Raw genomic sequence first — 17,879 nt, 5'->3', positions numbered from 1 at the left:
GTGCAAAAGAAATGGCCGCAATCAGGTGCGGCCAACAGCGTCATCATAACGTCGTTGGAGGGCGGTTGTCAAACGAGATCGGCGCCGAGCAGGAATACCTCACCATGCTCTATGCGCACCTCGACCACCTTCGGACCGAGACCGACACCCGCCTGGCGACCGCGTTGCGCGAGGTCAGCAGCCTGCCGCAGGCGATGTCGCTGCGCGATGCGACAGTCGCGCAGCTCAGCGCCCAGCGCGCCCAGTACGACGCGGTGGAGAACGGGCTGTGTTTCGGCAGGCTCGATTTCGCCGACGGCGCGACCACCTACATCGGGCGGATCGGGCTATTCGACCGCGATGCCGACTACGAGCCGCTGCAGCTGGATTGGCGCGCCCCCGCGGCCCGGCCGTTCTACCTGGCCACCGCGGCCGCCCCGCAGGGCGTGCGCAGGCGGCGGCACATCCGCACGAGCATGCGCAAGGTGACCGCGGTCGACGACGAGCACCTGGACCTGCGCGACCCCGGCCACAGCGACACCGTGACCGGCGAGACCGCCCTGCTGGCCGCGCTCAACCAGACCCGGCACGGCGTCATGCGCGACATCGTGGAGACGATCCAGGCCGAGCAGGACGAGATCATCCGCGCCGGGCTCAACGGCGTGCTGGTCGTCCAGGGCGGCCCGGGCACCGGCAAGACGGCCGTCGCCCTGCACCGCGCCGCCTACCTGCTCTACACCCACCGCGAGCTGCTGGCCCGCCGCGGCGTGCTGATCGTCGGGCCGAACGCGACCTTCCTCAAGTACATCGGGCAGGTCCTGCCCTCCCTCGGCGAGACGGGCGTGCTGCTGCAGACCGTCGGCGACCTGTTCCCCGGCGTGCGGGCCACCCGCCCGGAGAGCCAGGAGGCCGCCGAGGTCAAGGGCCGCGCCGACATGGTCGAGGTGCTGCGCCGCGCCGTCGCCGACCGCCAGGTCGTGCCGGACGAGCCGGTGGAGCTGGAGGTCGAGCGGGTGGCGATGACGCTGCACCCGCGCGAGATCGAGCAGGCCAGGTCCCGGGCCCGCCGCTCCGGGCGGCTGCACAACCACGCCCGGGAGATCTTCGCCCAGGAGATCGTGGCCGCGCTGACCCGCCAGGAGGCCGACCGGCTCGGCGCGGACTTCCTGGAAGCGGGCGACCTCGCCGACATCCGCCGCGAGCTGGCCGCCGACGACGAGGTCAAGGCCGTCATCGACGACCTGTGGCCCGAGCTGACCCCGCAGCGGCTGCTGGAAGACCTCTACGCCGACGAGGACCGCCTCGCCACCGCCATGCCCGACCACACCCCGGCCGAGCGGGCCCTGCTGCGCCGCGACCCCGGCGGCTGGTCGCCCGCCGACGCCCCGCTGCTGGACGAGGCCGCCGAGCTGCTCGGCGTCGACGACCGGGAGGAGCGCGTCCGCGCGGCCCAGCGCAGGCGCGACGCGGAGAACTACGCCCAGGGCGTGCTCGACATCCTGCAGCTGGAGGACGAGGCCGACCCGGACATCCTGCTGGCCCACGACCTCATCGACGCCCGCAAGCTCGCCGAGCGCCAGGAGGACGCCGACCACCGCACCGCGGCCGAGCGCGCCGCGGCCGACCGCGACTGGACCTTCGGCCACGTGATCGTCGACGAGGCCCAGGAGCTGTCGGCGATGGCCTGGCGGGTGCTGATGCGCCGCTGCCCGTCGCGGTCGATGACGCTGGTCGGCGACGTCGCCCAGACCGGCGCGCTCGCGGGTGCGGACTCGTGGGCCGATGTGCTGGCCCCCTACGTGGCCGACCGCTGGCGGCGCACCGAGCTGACCGTCAACTACCGCACCCCGGCGGAGATCATGGCCGTGGCCGCCGACGTGCTGGCCGAGCTGAAGGCCCCGGTCGAGCCGCCGGAGTCGGTGCGCGAGACGGGCCACGCCCCCTGGGCCCGGCGCACGCCGGACCTGGCCGCGGCCGCCGCGGCGGAGGCGGGTCGGGACGCGCCGGGGTCGCTGGCGATCCTGGTCCCCGAGTCGCGGGTCGCCGAGGTGGGGGAGGCGGTGCTGGCCGCGGTGCCGGACGCGGCCGTCGGCGAGCGGCCGGACCTGGAGAGCCGGGTGGTCGTGCTGACCGTGCGGCAGGCCAAGGGCCTGGAGTTCGACGCGGTGCTGCTGGTCGAGCCCGCCGAGATCGTCGCGGCGTCCCCGCGCGGGCTCAACGACCTCTACGTGGCGCTGACCAGGGCGACCCAGCGCCTGGGCGTGCTGCACGCGGCGGACCTGCCGCCCGCGCTCACAGCACTACCGTCGGCGTGACCACCGTGCGGGGGCGGCCGCCGTTCATCCTGATCAGGATCTGCGTCGTGCCGCGGGGGACCTCGGTCAGGACGAACCGGCCGCCCTCGTCCGCGGTGGTGGAGGAGGTCTCGTGGTCGGCGACGCGGACCTCGACGCCGTGCTCGCCCGCGGGCACCAGCCACCCGTCGATGCGGTGGCACTCCCCGGTGCGGGTCACGTTGACCATGACGGTGAGGTCGCCGACGAAGAAGGTGATCGTGCCGGGGCCGCCGCCGCGGACGCCGACCAGCGAGCGCTGGTCGAGCCACAGCGCCGCCTCCAGCTCGACCTCGGCGTCGATGTCCTCGATGGCCACGGCGAACTGGGCGCGCTCGACCAGCCCGGCGGGCACCGGGTCGAGCTCGTCGACGAGGTAGGCGACCTGGTCGAGCCAATACTGCTGCTCGGTGGGATCCATGTCGTTTCTCACCTGGCACCATCCCCATCCTCGTACAGGCCGCGCAGCGACTTCAGGCACCGACCGCGGGTCGGCCCGATGCTGCCGTGCGGCATCCCCAGTGCGGCCGCGACTTCGCGGTATTCGGCGCGGCCTGCCAGCACGGTGAGCCGCAGCAGCATCTGGCAGCGCTCGGGCAGCTTGCGGAAGGCCGCCCACAGCTTGTCGTCGCGCTCGCCGCGCAGCATGAGCGCCTCCGGGAGGGGGTCGCCGCTGGGCAGCTGCTCGGCGTACTCGGGCAGCAGCTCGGTCTGGGCGGCCATCCGCTGCCGGACCCGGTTGGCCTCGCGGCGGGTGGTCGTGATCAGCCAGCCCGCCAGCGCCCGCGGCTCGCTGAGCCGGTCGAGGTGGCGCAGCAGCGCCAGCCACACCGACTGCACGACGTCCTCGGCGGTGCCGTGGTCCAGCCCCGTCCCGCGCGCCACGTGCCACACCAGCGGGGTCAGCTCGGCGATCAGCACGTTCAGGGCCCGTTTGTCCCCGTCCCGCGCGGCGATCATGCACGCGGCGTACCGCTCCGATCCGGCCAGCCCTTCCCAGGGCGGATTCGTCCCTACCGTGTGGAGCTCGGTCACCGCTCCCACCCCTGCTTCCCTGATCCGGGGCCGTGTCCTCCGGCGACTCCGGCACCACCGCCGGTCGCCCGAGCGGCGCTTGCGCTCCGCGGTGGGCCCACCCGCTGGGATGATGCCGGCGGCCGCCAGTCTCCCCCGCCCGGCACGTGCGTGACGGACACGCGCCCGACGCGGTCGGCTGACCGCGGCTCGGGGGTCGTGGCTCATCGTCGCCTCCACCGTGACGGTACTGTCGCGCTCCGGACAACTCAAAGAGCCGCCACGGGCCGGCTGGATACCTTTGTCCGCGGTCAACTTTGCGTGACCGATGTCAAAGTGGGCGTGGAGGACGTCGTGACCTGGGCAATCGCTGGTTCTCTCACCGTGCTGCCCGCGGCCGGGCACCCGGAGCTGCTGGCCGAGCCGGTGGCCAAGGCGCTGGCCGGGCTGCCCGCCGAGCGGGTGGGCGTGGCCGCCATCGACCCCGAGCTGGCCGACACCGCCGAGTTCTGCGCCGCCTACGGCTCCCCGCTGTCGGCGTCGGCCAACTGCGTGGTCGTGGCGGGCAGGCGCGGCGGCGAGGAGCGCATGGCCGCCTGCCTGGTGCTGGCCACCACCCGCGCCGACGTCAACGGCGTCGTGCGCCGCAGGCTGGACGTGCGCAAGGCGTCGTTCGCGCCGATGGACACCGCCGTGGAGCTGACCGGCATGGCCTACGGCGGCATCACCCCGGTCGGCCTGCCCGCGGGCTGGCCGCTGCTGGTCGACGCCGCCGTGGCCGCGGCGCCGGAGCTGGTCGTGGGCAGCGGCATCCGGGGAAGCAAGCTGCTCATCCCCGGCGACGTGCTCGCCGCCCTGCCCGGGGCCGAGGTGGTCGAGGGGCTGGCCAAGCCCGTCGGGTGATCCGGCGCACTAGGGTCGGACGGGTGGACCACGCCGCGTACCTGGACCAGATCCGCCTGCACCGCGCCGCGCTGCACGCCGCTGCCGAGGAGGCAGGCCCCGACGCGCCCGTCCCCACCTGCCCCGGGTGGACCGTCCGGGACCTGGTGACCCACGTCGCCGGGCTCCAGGCGTGGGTGGAGCTGGCGCTGCCCCTCCCGCCGGACGGCCCCGCCCCCGAGCCGCCGCGCCCGCCCCAGGGGTGGGCGGACCTGCTGGCCTGGTGGGCCGAGCGCGCCGAGGGCGTGACCAGCGGGCTGGCCGGGACCGACCCGGCCACCCGCACCTGGTCCTTCATCCCCGGCTTCAGCCCGACCGCGGGCTGGTTCGCCCGCAGGCAGGCGCACGAGCTGGCGATCCACCGCATCGACGCCGAGCACGCCGCGCACGGGGACGTGCCCACCCTGCTGTTCGACCCCGCGTTCGCCGCCGACGGCATCGCCGAGCTGCTCGACCTGGTGGTGCTGGTGCCGTCCGGCCCGGCGGGCCGGGACGGCACGGTCCTGCTGCACGCCGCCGACGCGGGCCGGGCCTGGCTGGTGGCGCTGTCGGCGACCGAGCCGACCCGGGTGGACCCCAGCCCGGGCGAGCCGGACGCCCTCGACGCCGACGCCAAGGTCGTCGGCACCGCAGACGCGGTCTACCGGGCGGTGTGGGGCAGGCCGGGGCACGCGGTGGTCAGCGGTGACTCCGCGCTGGTCACTACGATCAAGTCGTTCTGACCCCGACGAGCTGGGAGCCCGCCCGTGCCGACCAACGAGCGTCGCTATGTGATCCGGCTGGGCTGCCCCGACCGCACCGGGATCGTCGCCGAGATCGCGGGCTTCCTCAGCGCGGCGGGCGGCTGGATCGTCGAGGCGGACTACCACTCCGACCCCGACACTGGCTGGTTCTTCACCCGCCAGGTCGTGCGGGCGGACTCGCTGCCCTTCGACGTGGTGGAGCTGCGCGGCCGGTTCGTCGAGGTGGTGCGCCGCCTCGGCGGGCGGGTCGAGTGGGACATCACCGACACCGGGCAGCCGCAGCGGGTGGTCATCCTGGTCACCCGGGAGGGCCACTGCCTCTACGACCTGCTCGGCCGGGTGCACAGCGGCGAGCTGGAGGCCGAGGTCAAGGCCGTCATCGGCAACCACCCCGACCTGGCCCAGATCACCCGCGCGCACGGCATCCCGTTCCACCACGTGCCCTTCCCGGTGGACGCCGAGGGCAAGGCCGCGGCCTTCGCCCAGCTGCGCCAGCTCGTCGACGCCGCGCACCCCGACGCCATCGTGCTGGCCCGGTTCATGCAGGTGCTGCCCGCGGAGCTGTGCGCGGAGTGGTCGGGCCGCGCGCTCAACATCCACCACAGCTTCCTGCCCTCCTTCATCGGCGCGCGGCCGTACCACCAGGCGCACAAGCGCGGGGTGAAGCTGATCGGCGCGACCTGCCACTACGTGACCGCCGAGCTGGACGCGGGCCCGATCGTGGAGCAGGACGTCATCCGGGTGGACCACACCGACTCGGTGGCCGACATGGTGCGCAAGGGCCGCGACATCGAGAAGGTCGTGCTCGCCCGCGGCCTGCGCTGGCACCTGGAGCGCCGCGTCCTCGTGCACGGCAACAAGACCGTGGTCTTCTAATTCGATTGCCCGGCAATAGCAATACCGGGCATCCTCGGCGGCGTGAGAAACACCGAACCCCGCATCTGGACAAGGAAAGCCACGGTATCCCTCCACCCGGCGTCCGACGACCGCGAGTGGTCCTACGCGCTGGTCAGCCAGGTCTGCGCGGGGTGAGCCGCGCGCAGGCGCCCGCTGCGGCAGCCTGAATGGCGGACGGCTCCACGACTTTTCCAACCACCGATCCCGGTTATTCCGGGTCTGCCCGGCTGGTCCGGTCGTCGCATTGGCGGCGGCCGGATCGGCCATTTCCGCATTTGCCCACCGGAACTATCCGGGTGAAGTGTGGTCGCCATCACCCCCGCAGATCGCGGGCTGTGGCAAGGTCGACACGACGTGTGAATGACGGTGGGAGGAGTTCACGCGATGGAGGCGACCCCCGAGCGCGCCGAGCTGGTCGGCCGCGCCGCCGAGCTGGTGCCGCTGCTGAGAGCCAACGCCCCGCGGGCCGCCCGCGAGCGGCGGCTGCCGCGGGAGAACCTGGAGGCGCTGCACGAGGCGGGCCTGCTGCACCTGCTGCGGCCCGCCCGCTACGGCGGCCACGAGACCGACATGCGCACCAAGGACGCCGTCGTCGCCGAGATCGCCAAGGGCTGCGGCTCGACGGCGTGGGTCGCGCTGATCTACAACGACGCCGACTTCCTGCTCGCCCGCTTCCCCGACGAGCTGCAGGAGCTGGTCTTCGCCGACCTGGCCACCCGGGCGACGGCGACGCTGATCCCCAAGGGCTCGGCCGAGCGCAGCGGCGGCGGCTACGTCGTCAGCGGCAGCTGGCCGTTCAACACCGGCTGCCTCGACGCCGAGTGGGTCATGCAGCCCACCATCTGCGACGGCGAGCCCGTCCAGGTCCTCATGCCGTACTCCGACGTGGTCATCGAGGACGACTGGGACGTCAGCGGGATGAGCGGGACGGCGAGCAACACCGTGCGCGCCGAGGGGGTGTTCGTCCCCGCCGAGCGGGTCGTGCGCCAGGTCGACGTGGTGGGCGAGACCCACCTGAGCGAGCGCAACGCGGGCATCGGGCTCTACCGCATCCCGCTGATCATGGAGCTGCTGACCGGCGGCCCGGCCCCGTTCACCGGCATGGCGGCCACCGCGTTCGAGCTGACCAGGGAGCAGCTGGCCGCGGGCAAGCCGATCGCCTACACCGGCTACGCGGCCCGCCGCGACGCCGCGATCACCCACCACCAGATGGCCGAGGCCGCCCTGCTCATCGAGTCGGCGGGCAACCACGCGGCGACCGCGGCCGAGCTGGTCGACGCCCGGGTCGCCGACGGCGCGCCGTTCAGCGCCGAGGACAAGCCGCGGGTGTGGGGGCTGGTGTCGTACGCGACCAAGCTCTACGCCCAGGCCGCCGAGATCCTGCGCGCGGCGTCGGGGGCGGGCGGCATCCGGGCGGACTCGCCGCTGAACCTGGTGCTGCGCGACATCCAGGCGCTGGCCGCGCACGCGGCGATGATGCCCGCGACCGGCATCGAGCACTACGGGCGGTCGCTGTGCGGGCTGCCGCCGACCACGCCGCTGCTGGCCTGAGCCAGCCCGTCGAGCAGGCCGACCAGCACCAGCCGCAGCCGCGGCGGCGCGGTGATCCGCTGCACCAGCCCGAGCGGCCCGTTGGCGCCGTCGCGGGCCAGCGAGAGCCGCACGCTGGTGGTCTCGCCTGCGCCGTCGACGGTCCAGGTGAACACCAGGCTGGAGGTGCGGTCGGCCTCGACGACGGTGTCCGGCCGCGGGGTGCTCACCTCGAACGCGCACGGCTTGCCCTGGAAGACGCACTCGACCACCGGCCCCGGCAGGACGCGGTAGTCGGTGAAGTCGGGGGTGAGGATGCGCGCCCGCACGCCCGGGTAGTCGGTGACGGCCGCCCGCACCCGCGCGACCGGCAGCGGGATCAGGCGTTCGGCAAAGGCGTGTAGCTGGTTCATGGGCGGGCCTAGGCTACCCGGCGTGCGTGTCGAGTATGCCGATGTCGAATCCCTGCGCGCCGACCGCGAGCGCGGCCGCGACCTGCGCCAGGCGGTGCTGATCGGGCTGGACCTGACCGCCCCGGACGACGACCGCCTGCTGCGCACGGCGCTGGACGGGGCGCTGCTGCTGGGGTGCGCGCTGACCCCGGAGACCGCCCGCAGGGCGCAGGCGGGCGGGGCGCTGCTCTTCCCCGCCGTGCCCCACCTGCCGTACGAGGTCTACCGCGCCCGGCTCTACACCCCCGCCGAGCTGTTCGCCGGGTTCGACCCGGCCCGCCCGGAGTCCTATGCGGACACCCCGGACGCGCGGATCTACCGGCACACCAGGGAGCAGCAGCTCGACCCGCTGCACGCGCTGGCCGAGCGCCTGCACGACCACAGCATCTCCACGGCGCTGGCCGACGTGCTCACCGGCCACCCGGTCGCGGTCATGGGCGGGCACGCGCTGGTCCGCGACAGCCCCGGGTACCGGGACGCGGTCGAGCTGGGCCGGGCGCTGGGCCGCGCCGGGTTCACCGTGCTGACCGGCGGCGGCCCGGGCGCGATGGAGGCGGTGCCGCTGGGCGTGCGGCTGGCCGAGGCCGACCCGGAGCCCGCGCTGGCCGCGCTGTCCGCGGCGCCCCGGTTCACCGCGGGTCTGGACGCGACCGTCGAGATCGGACTGTGGCTGGCCGCGGGCCTGGCCGCCGCCGAGGCCGCCGGGCCGGCCGACGCGGGACCGCCGCGCACCATCGGCATCCCCACCTGGTTCTACGGGCACGAGCCGCCGAACCCGTTCTGCCAGCTGCACGCCAAGTACTTCGCCAACTCCGTGCGCGAGGACGGCCTGCTCACCGTGGCCACCGGGGGCATCGTCTACACCCCGGGCAGCGCGGGGACGGTGCAGGAGGTCTTCCAGGACTACACGCAGAACCACTACGGCCTGCCCGCCCCGATGGTCTTCCTCGGCACGCGGTTCTGGACGCGGGAGGTGCCCGCCGCGCCGCTGGTGCGCGGGCTGGCCAGGGGGCGGGCGGCCGAGCGGTGGATCACCGTCACCGACGACGTGGACGAGGTCGTCGCGGTGCTGGGCGACTACGCCGACTCGCTGGCCGAGCGGCCCGCGTGAGGGCGGGCTAGTCCAGCAGCCCGGCCCGCTGGGCCAGCACGGCCGCGGTGACCCGGTTGGCGCAGCCGGTGGCGGCCAGGATCTCCGAGACGTACCCGCGCACGGTGGACTCCGACAGCCGCAGGTCCTCGGCGATCTCGGCGTTGCTGCGGCCCGCGCCGATCAGGCGCAGCACGTCGCGCAGCCGGTTGGACAGCCGGGCGACCTCGGCCGCCGCGCCCATCCGGTCGAGGTGGTGGGTGGCCAGGTGGCCCATCAGCTCCCTGGTCAGCGACGGGTCCAGCACCGAGCCGCCGCGCGCGGCCACGCGCACCGCGCGGACCAGCTCGTCCGGGTCGGTGTGCTTGAGCAGGAAGCCGGTCGCGCCGAGGTTGAGGGCGGTGGCCACGGCCTCGTCGGCGTGGAAGGTGGTCAGCACGACCACGGCGGGCGGGTTGGGCGCGCGGCGCAGCTCGCGCAGGGTGTCGATGCCGTCCATGCCGGGCATGCGCAGGTCGAGCAGCAGCACGTTGGGCGACTGCGTGCGGACCAGCTCCAGGGCCCCGGCCCCGTCCGCGGCTTCGGCGACGACTTCCAGGTCGGGTGCGGTGGCGAGGATGCGGGAGACGAACGCCCTGGCCATCGGCTCGTCGTCGACGACACCGACCCGAACCGCGGCCAGGGGGGACGCCGGGCCGTCGTCGGCGGGCTCCACGTCGGTCTGGGTGCTCACGCGCCCATCCGACCGGACCGGGCAGCCCGGGACAACCCTCCGAACGTAGGGCGGTCAGACCTCCCAACGTCCCACCTATTCCGGGGCGACCGAGTCCCACGGCACGGTCAGCTCGCCCAGCCGCCAACGCCTGCGGCCGTTGAGCACCGGCCAGGACCGCGCGAACTGCGCCACCGCCTCGACCCACCGCGCCCGCGGGCCGAACGGCGCGAACGGCGCGGCGGCGTCCCAGCAGGAGTCCAAAGTGGTCAGCATGGCGTGCACGCGCTCGCCCGGGACGTTGCGGTGGATGAGCGCCTTGGGCAGCCGCTCGGCGAGGTCGGACGGGCGGGCGAGGTCGGCGGGCAGGCAGGACAGGGTGAACGTCTGGGGGCCGTCGGCGGTCAAGGTCACCCAGCAGCAGCGGCGGCCGATCTCGTCGCACGTCCCCTCGACCAGCAGGCCGCCGGGGGCCAGCCGGGCGGTGATCGTCCGCCAGGCGTCGAGCGCCTCGGCCTCGGTGTACTGGCGCAGCACGTTGAACGCGCGCACGACGTCCGGGCGCAGCCCGGCCAGCTCGAAGCCGCCCCGCCGGAAGACCAGCCGCGGCGGGTCGGCGGCGGGCTCGGCCGCGGCCACCCGCTCCGGGTCGATCTCCAGGCCGACCACCCGCGCCCACGGCAGCCGGTGGGCCAGTTCGACCGTGGTGACCGGGGTGGCGCCGTAGCCGAGGTCCACGACGAGCGCGCCCGGGCGCAGCGGCAGCGTCGCCAGCCAGCGGTCGACGCGGCGCAGCCGGTTGGGGTTGGTGGTGCCGCGGGTCGGGCAGCCCAGCGCGCGGGCCCGGCCCGCGGCCAGCCGGGGGGTGCGGGCCATCGCTAGCGCGCGGCCAGCCAGCCGGCGGTGAACGCGGCCTCGGCGGCCAGCAGCCTGCCCACCTGCTCGGCGATCACGCCCTCCACCTTCCCGCCGATCAGCGGGATGCGGACCTGCACGCGGCCGACGGTGCGCCAGGTGCAACCGGTGTCGGTGTCGGTCAGCGTGTAGGTGGCGGTGATCTCCCCGGGCACGCCCGCGACCCGCGCGCTGGTCGTGCCGGTGGTCGCCTCCCACGTCTCGGCGCGCTCGACGACGAGATCACCGCGGAAGACCGACTTGGTGAACGAGGGCAGCTTCGCCGCGGGCACCGTCTGGCGCAGGCGGTAGGACACCGCCGCGCCCGTGGCGGTGTGCTCGACCAGCGCCGCGCCCGGCCCGCCGAGCTCGGCGAGGCGGTCGCGCAGGTACTCGGTGCTCACCAGCGCCGCGCGCACCTGCGCCGCCGGGGCGGCGAGGTCGGCGTGGTGCTCGATGCGGCTGGCCATGTGCGGGAGGTTACCGTTGATGCCCGTGACCAGCCTTCCCCTCCGGCCCGAGCCGCGCACCGGTGTGCCGCTGCGCGGCTACACCACCCTCCGGCTCGGCGGCCCGGCCGCCGCCTTCGTGGCCGCGGCCACGGCGGCGGAGGTGGTCGACGCCGTCCGCGCCGTCGACGCGGCCGGAGGGCCGCTGCTGGTCCTCGGCGGCGGCTCCAACGTCGTCATCGGCGACCTCGGCTTCGACGGCACGGTCGTGCACCTGGAGCACCGCGGCAGCAAGATCGACACCGCCGGGCCGGGCCGGGTCCGGCTGACCGTCGAGGCGGGCGAGGACTGGGACGCGGTGGTCGCCGGGACCGTCGAGGCGGGCCTCGGCGGGCTGGAGTGCCTCTCCGGCATCCCCGGCCTGGTCGGCGCGACCCCGGTGCAGAACGTCGGCGCGTACGGCGTCGAGGTGTCCCAGGTCTTGGAGTCCGTGGACGTCTACGACCGCGCCGCGGGCGAGGTCCGCACCTACGGCGTGGACGAGCTGGGCCTGGGCTACCGCACCAGCGTGCTCAAGGGCAGCGACCGCGGCATCGTCCTGCGCGCCCGGTTCCTGCTCACCGACGACGGCCTGTCCGCCCCGATCCGCTACACCGAGCTGGCCAGGGCGCTGGGCGTGCGCCAGGACCAGCGGGTGCCGGTGGCCGCCGCCCGCGAGGCGGTGCTCGGCCTGCGCCGGGGCAAGGGCATGGTCCTGGACCCGGCCGACCACGACACCTGGTCGGCGGGCTCGTTCTTCACCAACCCCGTCGTCCCGTCCGCCGAGATCGACGCGGTGCTGGCCCGCATCGCCGCCCGGGTCGGCACGGACGTGAGCGTGCCGTGCTACCCGGCGGGGCCGGACGCGGCCAAGCTGTCGGCGGCGTGGCTGATCGAGCGCGCAGGCTTCACCCGCGGCTACCCGGGCCCGGGCAACCGGGTCGGCCTCTCGACCAAGCACACCCTCGCGCTGACCAACCGCGGCGAGGCCACGACGGCGGACCTGCTGGCGCTGGCCGCGGAGGTCAGGGCGGGGGTGGTCGAGGCGTTCGGCGTCGAGCTGCACGCCGAGCCGGTGCTGGTGAACTGCGCGATCTAGACCTGGTGCGATCTAGACCTGGTGCGATCTAGACCTGGTGCGATCTAGACCTGGTGCGATCTAGACCGGGTGCGATCTAGACCCGGTGCGGTCTAGACCCGGTGCGCGCGCGTGGCCGACGCCTGCGCGCGCGGCTTCATCACGATCTGGTCCAGGTTCACGTGCGCGGGCCGGGTGACGGCGAAGGCGATGACCTCGGCCACGTCGTCGGCGGTCAGCGGCTCGATCCCCTGGTACACCGCGGCGGCGCGGTCGGCGTCGCCGTCGAAGCGGTTGACCGAGAAGTCCGTCTCCACCATGCCCGGCAGCACCTCGGTGAACCGCACCGGCTGGCCGAGGTGCTCCCCGCGCAGCGTCCGGTGCAGGGCCGACTGGGCGTGCTTGGCCGCGGTGTAGCCAGCGCCGCCGTCGTAGAGGTCATAGGCCGCGATCGAGGTGACGGTCACCACGTGGCCGTCGCCGGAGGCGATCAGCTTGGGCAGCAACGCCTTCGTCATCCGCAGCGTGCCCAGCACGTTCGCCTCGTACATCCACCGCCAGCGCGCCTCGTCGGCGTCCTCGACGCGGTCGAGGCCGCGGGCGCCTCCGGCGTTGTTCACCAGGACGTGGCACTCTGGGATCTGGTCGGCGAACGCCTCGACCGAGGCGGGGTCGGTGACGTCCAGGACGATCGCCCGACCGCCGATCGCGGCGGCCACCTCGGCCAGCGGCTCGGCTCGGCGGGCTCCGAGGACTACGGTGAAACCGGCTGCGGCGAGGTGGCGGGCGGTGGCCGCCCCGATGCCCGCGCTCGCCCCGGTCACGACGGCAGTGCGCATGTTCACAGCCGTGATCTTGCCGCAACGCCGGGCGCGCCCACACGTCATGCGAAGAGGGACACAGTTCGAGGAGGACCGGTGCCACGAAACACCCTGCTGGGAGCCCTGCTGCTCGCGCTGGCGCTGTTATCGGCCTGCACCTCCCAGACCCCGGGTGGCGCCGTGGCGCCGCAGGCCGAGCTGCCGCCGGTGGCCAAGCTCACCGCCTCCGCGGCCGACGCGGCCACGGGCGTGCCGGTCACCGAGCCGGTCAAGATCGCCGTCACCGACGGCGCGATCGACAGCGTCGAGCTGACCAACCCCGAAGGCGAGGCCGTCGAGGGCGAGCTGGCCGCGGACAAGGCCAGCTGGGCCACGTCCGAGCCGCTGGGCTACGGGAAGAAGTACACCTACACCGCCGCCGCGACCGGGACCGACGGCAAGAAGGTCGAGCTGACCGGCTCGTTCACCACGCTGGCCCCCAAGAGCACCCCGCGCGCCACGATCAACCCCGTCGACGACGCCGTGGTCGGCGTGGGCATGCCGATCAGCATCAAGTTCCCCGAGGGGCCGGTCAAGGACAAGGCCGCCGTCGAGCGGGCGCTGAAGGTCGAGACGTCGAAGCCGGTCGAGGGGTCGTGGGCGTGGCTGCACGACCAGCAGGTCGACTGGCGGCCCAAGGAGTACTGGCCAGCCAAGACCGAGGTGAAGGTCACCGCCAAGCTCTACGGCGTGGCCTACGGCGGCGGCGCCTACGGCAAGTCCGACCTGAGCACGGCGTTCACCATCGGGCGCAACCAGGTCGTCAAGATCCACACCCCGGACCACCGGATGGACGTCTACCGCGACGGCGAGCTGTTCGCCAGCTACCCGGCCAGCAACGGCAAGGACGCCGACCCGAACCTCAACACGCCCAACGGCACCATGATCGTCATGGCCAAGGAGCCGGTCGGCAACTTCTCCAACCCGCGCTACGGCTACACCGACGTGGAGAAGAAGTGGGCGGTGCGCTTCTCCAACCACGGCGAGTTCATCCACGAGAACGAGGAGAACCACGCCAACATCGGCAAGGCCAACACCTCCCACGGCTGCGTCAACCTCTTCGAGGCCGACGCCAAGGACTACTTCGACAGCGCGATCATCGGCGACCCGGTCGAGGTCACCGGCTCCAAGGCGAAGATGCCCACCACCTCCGACGTCAACGACTGGCTGTTCTCCTGGGCCCAGTGGCAGTCGATGTCGGCGCTGCGGTGAGCCGCCCCCGCCGACGCGGGTCAGACCACGAGCGGGGAGGAGCGGCATGACCACACCAGGACCAGGACCGCAACCAGGCGGACCGGGCGGACCAGGCGGACTGGGACCGGGCGGGCTGGGGCCGGGCGGACACCAGCTCGGCGGACCCGGCATACCACCGGGCATGGGCCCGGGCGGACCCGGCATGACCCCGGGCGGGCCGGGCATGGCCCCGGGCGGGCCGGGCATGGCCCCGGGCGCGCCTGGCATGCCTGCCGGGCCGGGCTTCGGCGGGCCGCCCCAGTTCGGGCCGCAGGTCGGGCAGGCGGGGCCGTACCCGTACGGGCCGCCCGGTGGGGCCGCCCCACCCCCGAAGGGGTCGGGCAAGGGGTGGAAGGTCGCAGGTATCGTGGTCGGGGTGCTGGTGGTCGCCGGGCTCGGCGGGTACCTGCTGTTCGGCGAGCGGCCCTCGCCCACCACACCGCCGCCGCCCGCGCCGACCGACGGGCCGCGCCAGCCGACGGTGCCCAGGACCAGCGCCACACCGCTCGGCCCGGAGCAGGTGGCGGCCGCGCGCGAGCACGCCGCGCAGTACGTCGCCGCGATCAACGCCAAGGACGAGGCCGCGGCCACCGCGCTGACCTGCGACAAGGACCTCCCCGGCGGGATCTACCTCACCGGCGTGGCGAGCACCCCGGTCACCCTCGCCGACGAGCCGAAGCTGGTCGACGTCGACCGGGCGGTGTTCGAGGTCCTGATCGACGGCAAGCCCTTCCCGGTCGAGATCGCCGGGCCGGACGCCTGGTGCGTCTTCATCTGAGTGTGATGAAGGGCACTAGGACCCGGGCAACCGGGAATTCCCCGCCGTGCGCGCTGTTGCACCCGGCGAGCGGCCGCGACCGCGCGGCGGGGCCGGAAGGGGTGAACCAGGGGTGACTCCCAGGCGCATGCCGCGACGGGTCGCGGTGCTGTCCGTGCACACCTCCCCGCTGGAGCAGCCGGGGACCGGCGACGCGGGCGGCATGAACGTCTACATCGCCGAGACCGCCGCCCGGATGGCCGCGCGCGGCACCGCGGTGGAGGTGTTCACCCGGGCGACCTCCTCCGACCTGCCCCCGGTGGCCGAGCTGGCCCCCGGCGTGCTGGTCCGCCACGTCGCCGCCGGGCCGTTCGAGCCGATGGAGCGCGCCGAGCTGCCCGGGCAGCTGTGCGCGTTCACCGCGGGCGTGCTGCGCGCCGAGGCCCGCCACGAGCCCGGCCACTACGACGTCGTGCACTCCCACTACTGGCTCTCCGGGCAGGTCGGCTGGCTGGCCAGGGACCGCTGGGGCGTGCCGCTGGTGCACACCGCGCACACCCTGGCCAAGGTCAAGAACGCCGCGCTGGCCGACGGCGACACCCCGGAGCCGCGCGGGCGGGTGATCGGCGAGCAGCAGGTGGTCGACGAGGCCGACCGGCTCATCGCCAACACCGGCGTCGAGGCCCGCCAGCTCATCGACCTCTACGGCGCCGACCCGGGCAAGGTCGACACCGTCGCCCCCGGCGTCGACCTCGACCGCTTCCGCCCCGGCGACCGCGCCGCCGACCGCGCCGCCCTCGGCATCGACCCGGGCGCGCTGGTGCTGGCCTTCGTCGGGCGCATCCAGCCGCTCAAGGCCCCCGACGTGCTGCTGCGCGCCGCCGCCGAGCTCATCGCCCTGGGCGCGGTGGCCCGGGAGCGGCTGGTCGTCCTCGTCGTCGGCGGGCCGTCGGGCACCGGGCTGGAGCAGCCGACCGCGCTGCGCGAGCTGGCCGCCGCCCTCGGCATCGCCGACGTGGTGCGGTTCCTGCCGCCGAAGGGCGGCGCCGAGCTGGCCCGGGTCTACCGGGCCGCCGACGTGGTGGCCGTGCCCAGCCACAGCGAGAGCTTCGGCCTGGTGGCCGTGGAGGCCCAGGCGTGCGGCACGCCGGTCGTGGCCGCCGCGGTCGGCGGGCTGCCCGTCGCGGTCGCGCACGGGGTCTCCGGGCTGCTGGTCGACGGCCACCGCACCGCGGACTGGGCCGCGGCGCTGTCCGGCCTGGTCGCCCCGCGGGCCCGCGCGGCGCTGGCCGAGGGCGCGGTGCGCCACGCCCGCCAGTTCTCCTGGGACCGCACCACCGAGGCCCTGCTGCACGCCTACGCCTCGGCCGACCAGGCGCTGCGGCACTCCCTGGCCCGTGCTGAAGTTGCGGTGTGACCGATCTCGACGCCCTGATCCGCAGCACCCTCGACGAGCGCGAGCTCGCCTACGACAGCCCCGAGCCGGGCCGGTACCTGGTGACCCTGCCGGGCACCCGCAAGCAGCAGACGAACTGTTGGCTGATCGTCACCCAGCACGCGCTGCTGGTCGAGGCGTTCGTCTGCCGCAACCCCGATGAGGCGCACGAAGACGTCTACCGCTTCCTGCTGCGGCGCAACGCGCGCCTCTACGGCGTCGCCTACACCGTCGACAAGGCGGGCGACATCCACCTCGTCGGCCGCACCGCGCTGGAGTCGGTGACCGCCGACGAGCTCGACCGGCTGCTCGGCCAGGTCCTGGAGGCCGCCGACGGCGACTTCAACACGCTGCTGGAGATCGGCTTCGCCACCGCGATCCGCCGCGAGTACGACTGGCGCGTCTCGCGCGGGGAGTCGCTGGCCAACCTCCGCGCCTTCGAGCACCTGCTGAAGCCGACCGAGTCCGAGTCGTAACCGGCAACTGGCAACGCGGCCTCCCCGGGCGTCCGTCTGCATGGGGACACCACGGGAGGGGACGCCACATGATCAGGAATCGGTTGCTGGCCGCGCTGCTGCTGGCCGCGGTGGGGGTGGCGGGCTGCAGCGCGTCGGACTCCGGTTCGGCCGCCTACGCGCCCGCCGCGCCCACCAAGGCCGAGAGCGGCGGGGGATCGGCGCGGGAGGGGGCGTCGGACTCCGCTGGCGAGGCCGAGCCGGCCCCCAGCGGGGAGGTCGCGCGGATCGAGCAGCCGGGCGTGGAGCGCAAGCTGATCCGCTCGGCGTCGATCAGCCTGAGCGTGCCCGTGCTCAGCGACGCGGTGGCCCAGGCCCGCCAGATCGTCACCGGGGTCGGCGGCTACACCGGCGACCAGGAGCACAGCGGCGGCTACGCCACGATGACCCTGCACGTGCCGTCCGACCAGCTCGACCGGGTCATGGCCGAGGTGGCGAAGCTCGGCACGGTCACGCGCAGCGCGCAGACCGCGACCGACGTGACCGAGCAGCTGGTGGACGTGGAGAGCCGCATCGCCACGCAGCGGGCCAGCGTCGACCGGGTGCGCGCACTGCTCGCCAAGGCCACCTCGATCGACGAGGTCGTGCGCATCGAGGCCGAGGTGACCCGGCGCGAGGCGGACCTGGAGTCGCTGCTCAAGCGGCGCGAGACCCTGTCGGGCCAGGTCGCGGTCTCCACGGTCGCGCTGAGCCTGCGCGAGGCGGGCCCGGTGACCGTGCGCGACCACGAGGAGGAGGGGCTGGGCGACGCCTTCGCCGACGGGTGGGACGAGTTCACCGACCTGCTGACCTACCTCGGCCACGGGATCGCCCGGCTGCTGCCGTTCCTGGTGCTGGTCGGCGCGACGCTGGCGGGGGTCTGGCTGCGGTGGGTGCGGCCGCGGCGGCGGCGCAGGACCGCGGCCTGAAGCGGCGACGGCGCGGGGC

Annotated in this window: 19 protein-coding genes; 12 read left to right on the top strand and 7 right to left on the bottom strand. The window is 74.3% G+C overall.

Features of this window, described 5'->3' with window-relative positions:
• Window positions 1-104 precede the first annotated feature (104 nt).
• On the top strand, window positions 105-2,294 hold the full coding sequence (locus tag ACWEPX_RS07270) for a HelD family protein (protein WP_451896529.1): 2,190 nt from the start codon (window positions 105-107) through the stop codon (window positions 2,292-2,294).
• On the opposite strand, the gene ACWEPX_RS07265 is transcribed toward ACWEPX_RS07270, so the two are convergent.
• Together ACWEPX_RS07265 and ACWEPX_RS07260 are read right to left on the bottom strand one after the other, a co-directional pair.
• Window positions 2,272-2,733, bottom strand: a complete 462-nt coding sequence (locus tag ACWEPX_RS07265; protein ID WP_451896528.1) for a carboxypeptidase regulatory-like domain-containing protein — start codon at window positions 2,731-2,733, stop codon at window positions 2,272-2,274. The two genes, ACWEPX_RS07270 and ACWEPX_RS07265, sit on opposite strands and share 23 nt — an antisense overlap.
• 8 nt (window positions 2,734-2,741) lie before the next feature.
• Window positions 2,742-3,347 (bottom strand): RNA polymerase sigma factor, encoded by a 606-nt coding sequence (locus ACWEPX_RS07260; protein WP_451896219.1) that lies wholly within the window; start codon window positions 3,345-3,347, stop codon window positions 2,742-2,744.
• A gap of 333 nt (window positions 3,348-3,680) precedes the next feature.
• On the opposite strand from ACWEPX_RS07260, the gene ACWEPX_RS07255 reads away from it, so the two are divergent.
• The 4 genes from ACWEPX_RS07255 (at window position 3,681) to ACWEPX_RS07240 (ending at window position 7,459) form a co-directional block, all read left to right on the top strand.
• Window positions 3,681-4,229 carry a YbaK/EbsC family protein gene (locus ACWEPX_RS07255; protein WP_451896218.1) on the top strand — a complete coding sequence of 183 codons (549 nt, stop codon included), beginning with the start codon at window positions 3,681-3,683 and terminating at the stop codon, window positions 4,227-4,229.
• Window positions 4,230-4,252: 23 nt separating this feature from the next.
• Window positions 4,253-4,990 (top strand): maleylpyruvate isomerase N-terminal domain-containing protein, encoded by a 738-nt coding sequence (locus ACWEPX_RS07250; protein ID WP_451896217.1) that lies wholly within the window; start codon window positions 4,253-4,255, stop codon window positions 4,988-4,990.
• A gap of 24 nt (window positions 4,991-5,014) precedes the next feature.
• Window positions 5,015-5,887 (top strand): formyltetrahydrofolate deformylase, encoded by an 873-nt coding sequence (purU, locus tag ACWEPX_RS07245; protein ID WP_451896216.1) that lies wholly within the window; start codon window positions 5,015-5,017, stop codon window positions 5,885-5,887.
• Between the two features lie 405 nt (window positions 5,888-6,292).
• Window positions 6,293-7,459: an acyl-CoA dehydrogenase family protein gene (locus ACWEPX_RS07240; protein WP_451896215.1), complete on the top strand. Its 1,167-nt coding sequence runs from the start codon at window positions 6,293-6,295 to the stop codon at window positions 7,457-7,459.
• On the opposite strand, the gene ACWEPX_RS07235 is transcribed toward ACWEPX_RS07240, so the two are convergent.
• Window positions 7,408-7,851, bottom strand: coding sequence for an SRPBCC family protein (locus ACWEPX_RS07235; RefSeq protein WP_451896214.1), 444 nt, complete (start codon window positions 7,849-7,851; stop codon window positions 7,408-7,410). The two genes, ACWEPX_RS07240 and ACWEPX_RS07235, sit on opposite strands and share 52 nt — an antisense overlap.
• Window positions 7,852-7,873: 22 nt before the next feature.
• On the opposite strand from ACWEPX_RS07235, the gene ACWEPX_RS07230 reads away from it, so the two are divergent.
• Window positions 7,874-9,001, top strand: a complete 1,128-nt coding sequence (locus tag ACWEPX_RS07230) for an LOG family protein (RefSeq protein ID WP_451896213.1) — start codon at window positions 7,874-7,876, stop codon at window positions 8,999-9,001.
• Window positions 9,002-9,008: 7 nt separating this feature from the next.
• Here ACWEPX_RS07230 and ACWEPX_RS07225 read toward each other — a convergent pair whose 3' ends face one another.
• The 3 genes from ACWEPX_RS07225 to ACWEPX_RS07215 form a co-directional block, all read right to left on the bottom strand.
• Window positions 9,009-9,713 (bottom strand): response regulator, encoded by a 705-nt coding sequence (locus tag ACWEPX_RS07225; protein WP_451896212.1) that lies wholly within the window; start codon window positions 9,711-9,713, stop codon window positions 9,009-9,011.
• Window positions 9,714-9,788: 75 nt separating this feature from the next.
• Window positions 9,789-10,568, bottom strand: a complete 780-nt coding sequence (locus ACWEPX_RS07220; RefSeq protein ID WP_451896211.1) for a class I SAM-dependent methyltransferase — start codon at window positions 10,566-10,568, stop codon at window positions 9,789-9,791.
• Window positions 10,569-10,570: 2 nt separating this feature from the next.
• A complete protein-coding gene (locus tag ACWEPX_RS07215; RefSeq protein WP_451896210.1) occupies window positions 10,571-11,056 on the bottom strand; it encodes a DUF2505 domain-containing protein in 486 nt (161 codons plus the stop codon).
• A gap of 19 nt (window positions 11,057-11,075) precedes the next feature.
• Here ACWEPX_RS07215 and ACWEPX_RS07210 point away from each other — a divergent pair, with 19 nt between their 5' ends.
• Window positions 11,076-12,173: a UDP-N-acetylmuramate dehydrogenase gene (locus ACWEPX_RS07210; protein ID WP_451896209.1), complete on the top strand. Its 1,098-nt coding sequence runs from the start codon at window positions 11,076-11,078 to the stop codon at window positions 12,171-12,173.
• A 92-nt stretch (window positions 12,174-12,265) separates the two neighbouring features.
• Here the strand turns inward: ACWEPX_RS07210 and ACWEPX_RS07205 are convergent, their stop codons facing one another.
• On the bottom strand, window positions 12,266-12,997 hold the full coding sequence (locus ACWEPX_RS07205) for an SDR family NAD(P)-dependent oxidoreductase (RefSeq protein ID WP_451896208.1): 732 nt from the start codon (window positions 12,995-12,997) through the stop codon (window positions 12,266-12,268).
• Window positions 12,998-13,069: 72 nt separating this feature from the next.
• Between ACWEPX_RS07205 and ACWEPX_RS07200 the strand changes: the two genes are divergently transcribed.
• The 5 genes from ACWEPX_RS07200 (at window position 13,070) to ACWEPX_RS07180 (ending at window position 17,860) form a co-directional block, all read left to right on the top strand.
• Window positions 13,070-14,224 (top strand): L,D-transpeptidase, encoded by a 1,155-nt coding sequence (locus ACWEPX_RS07200; RefSeq protein WP_451896207.1) that lies wholly within the window; start codon window positions 13,070-13,072, stop codon window positions 14,222-14,224.
• Window positions 14,225-14,387: 163 nt separating this feature from the next.
• Window positions 14,388-15,023 (top strand): DUF6479 family protein, encoded by a 636-nt coding sequence (locus ACWEPX_RS07195; RefSeq protein ID WP_451896206.1) that lies wholly within the window; start codon window positions 14,388-14,390, stop codon window positions 15,021-15,023.
• A 127-nt stretch (window positions 15,024-15,150) separates the two neighbouring features.
• The gene (gene mshA / locus ACWEPX_RS07190; RefSeq protein WP_451896205.1) at window positions 15,151-16,419 is read left to right on the top strand and encodes a D-inositol-3-phosphate glycosyltransferase; all 1,269 of its coding nucleotides are present in this window, start codon (window positions 15,151-15,153) and stop codon (window positions 16,417-16,419) included.
• Window positions 16,416-16,913 (top strand): YbjN domain-containing protein, encoded by a 498-nt coding sequence (locus ACWEPX_RS07185; protein WP_451896204.1) that lies wholly within the window; start codon window positions 16,416-16,418, stop codon window positions 16,911-16,913. The genes mshA and ACWEPX_RS07185 overlap by 4 nt, the downstream gene beginning before the upstream one ends.
• Window positions 16,914-16,981: 68 nt before the next feature.
• On the top strand, window positions 16,982-17,860 hold the full coding sequence (locus ACWEPX_RS07180; protein ID WP_451896203.1) for a DUF4349 domain-containing protein: 879 nt from the start codon (window positions 16,982-16,984) through the stop codon (window positions 17,858-17,860).
• The last annotated feature ends 19 nt before the right edge of the window (window positions 17,861-17,879 follow it).

The sequence above is a fragment of the Actinokineospora sp. NPDC004072 genome (genome assembly GCF_053604195.1).
The sequence above is the reverse complement of the archived record's forward strand: the minus strand, read 5'-3'. Positions and strand labels throughout refer to the sequence as shown.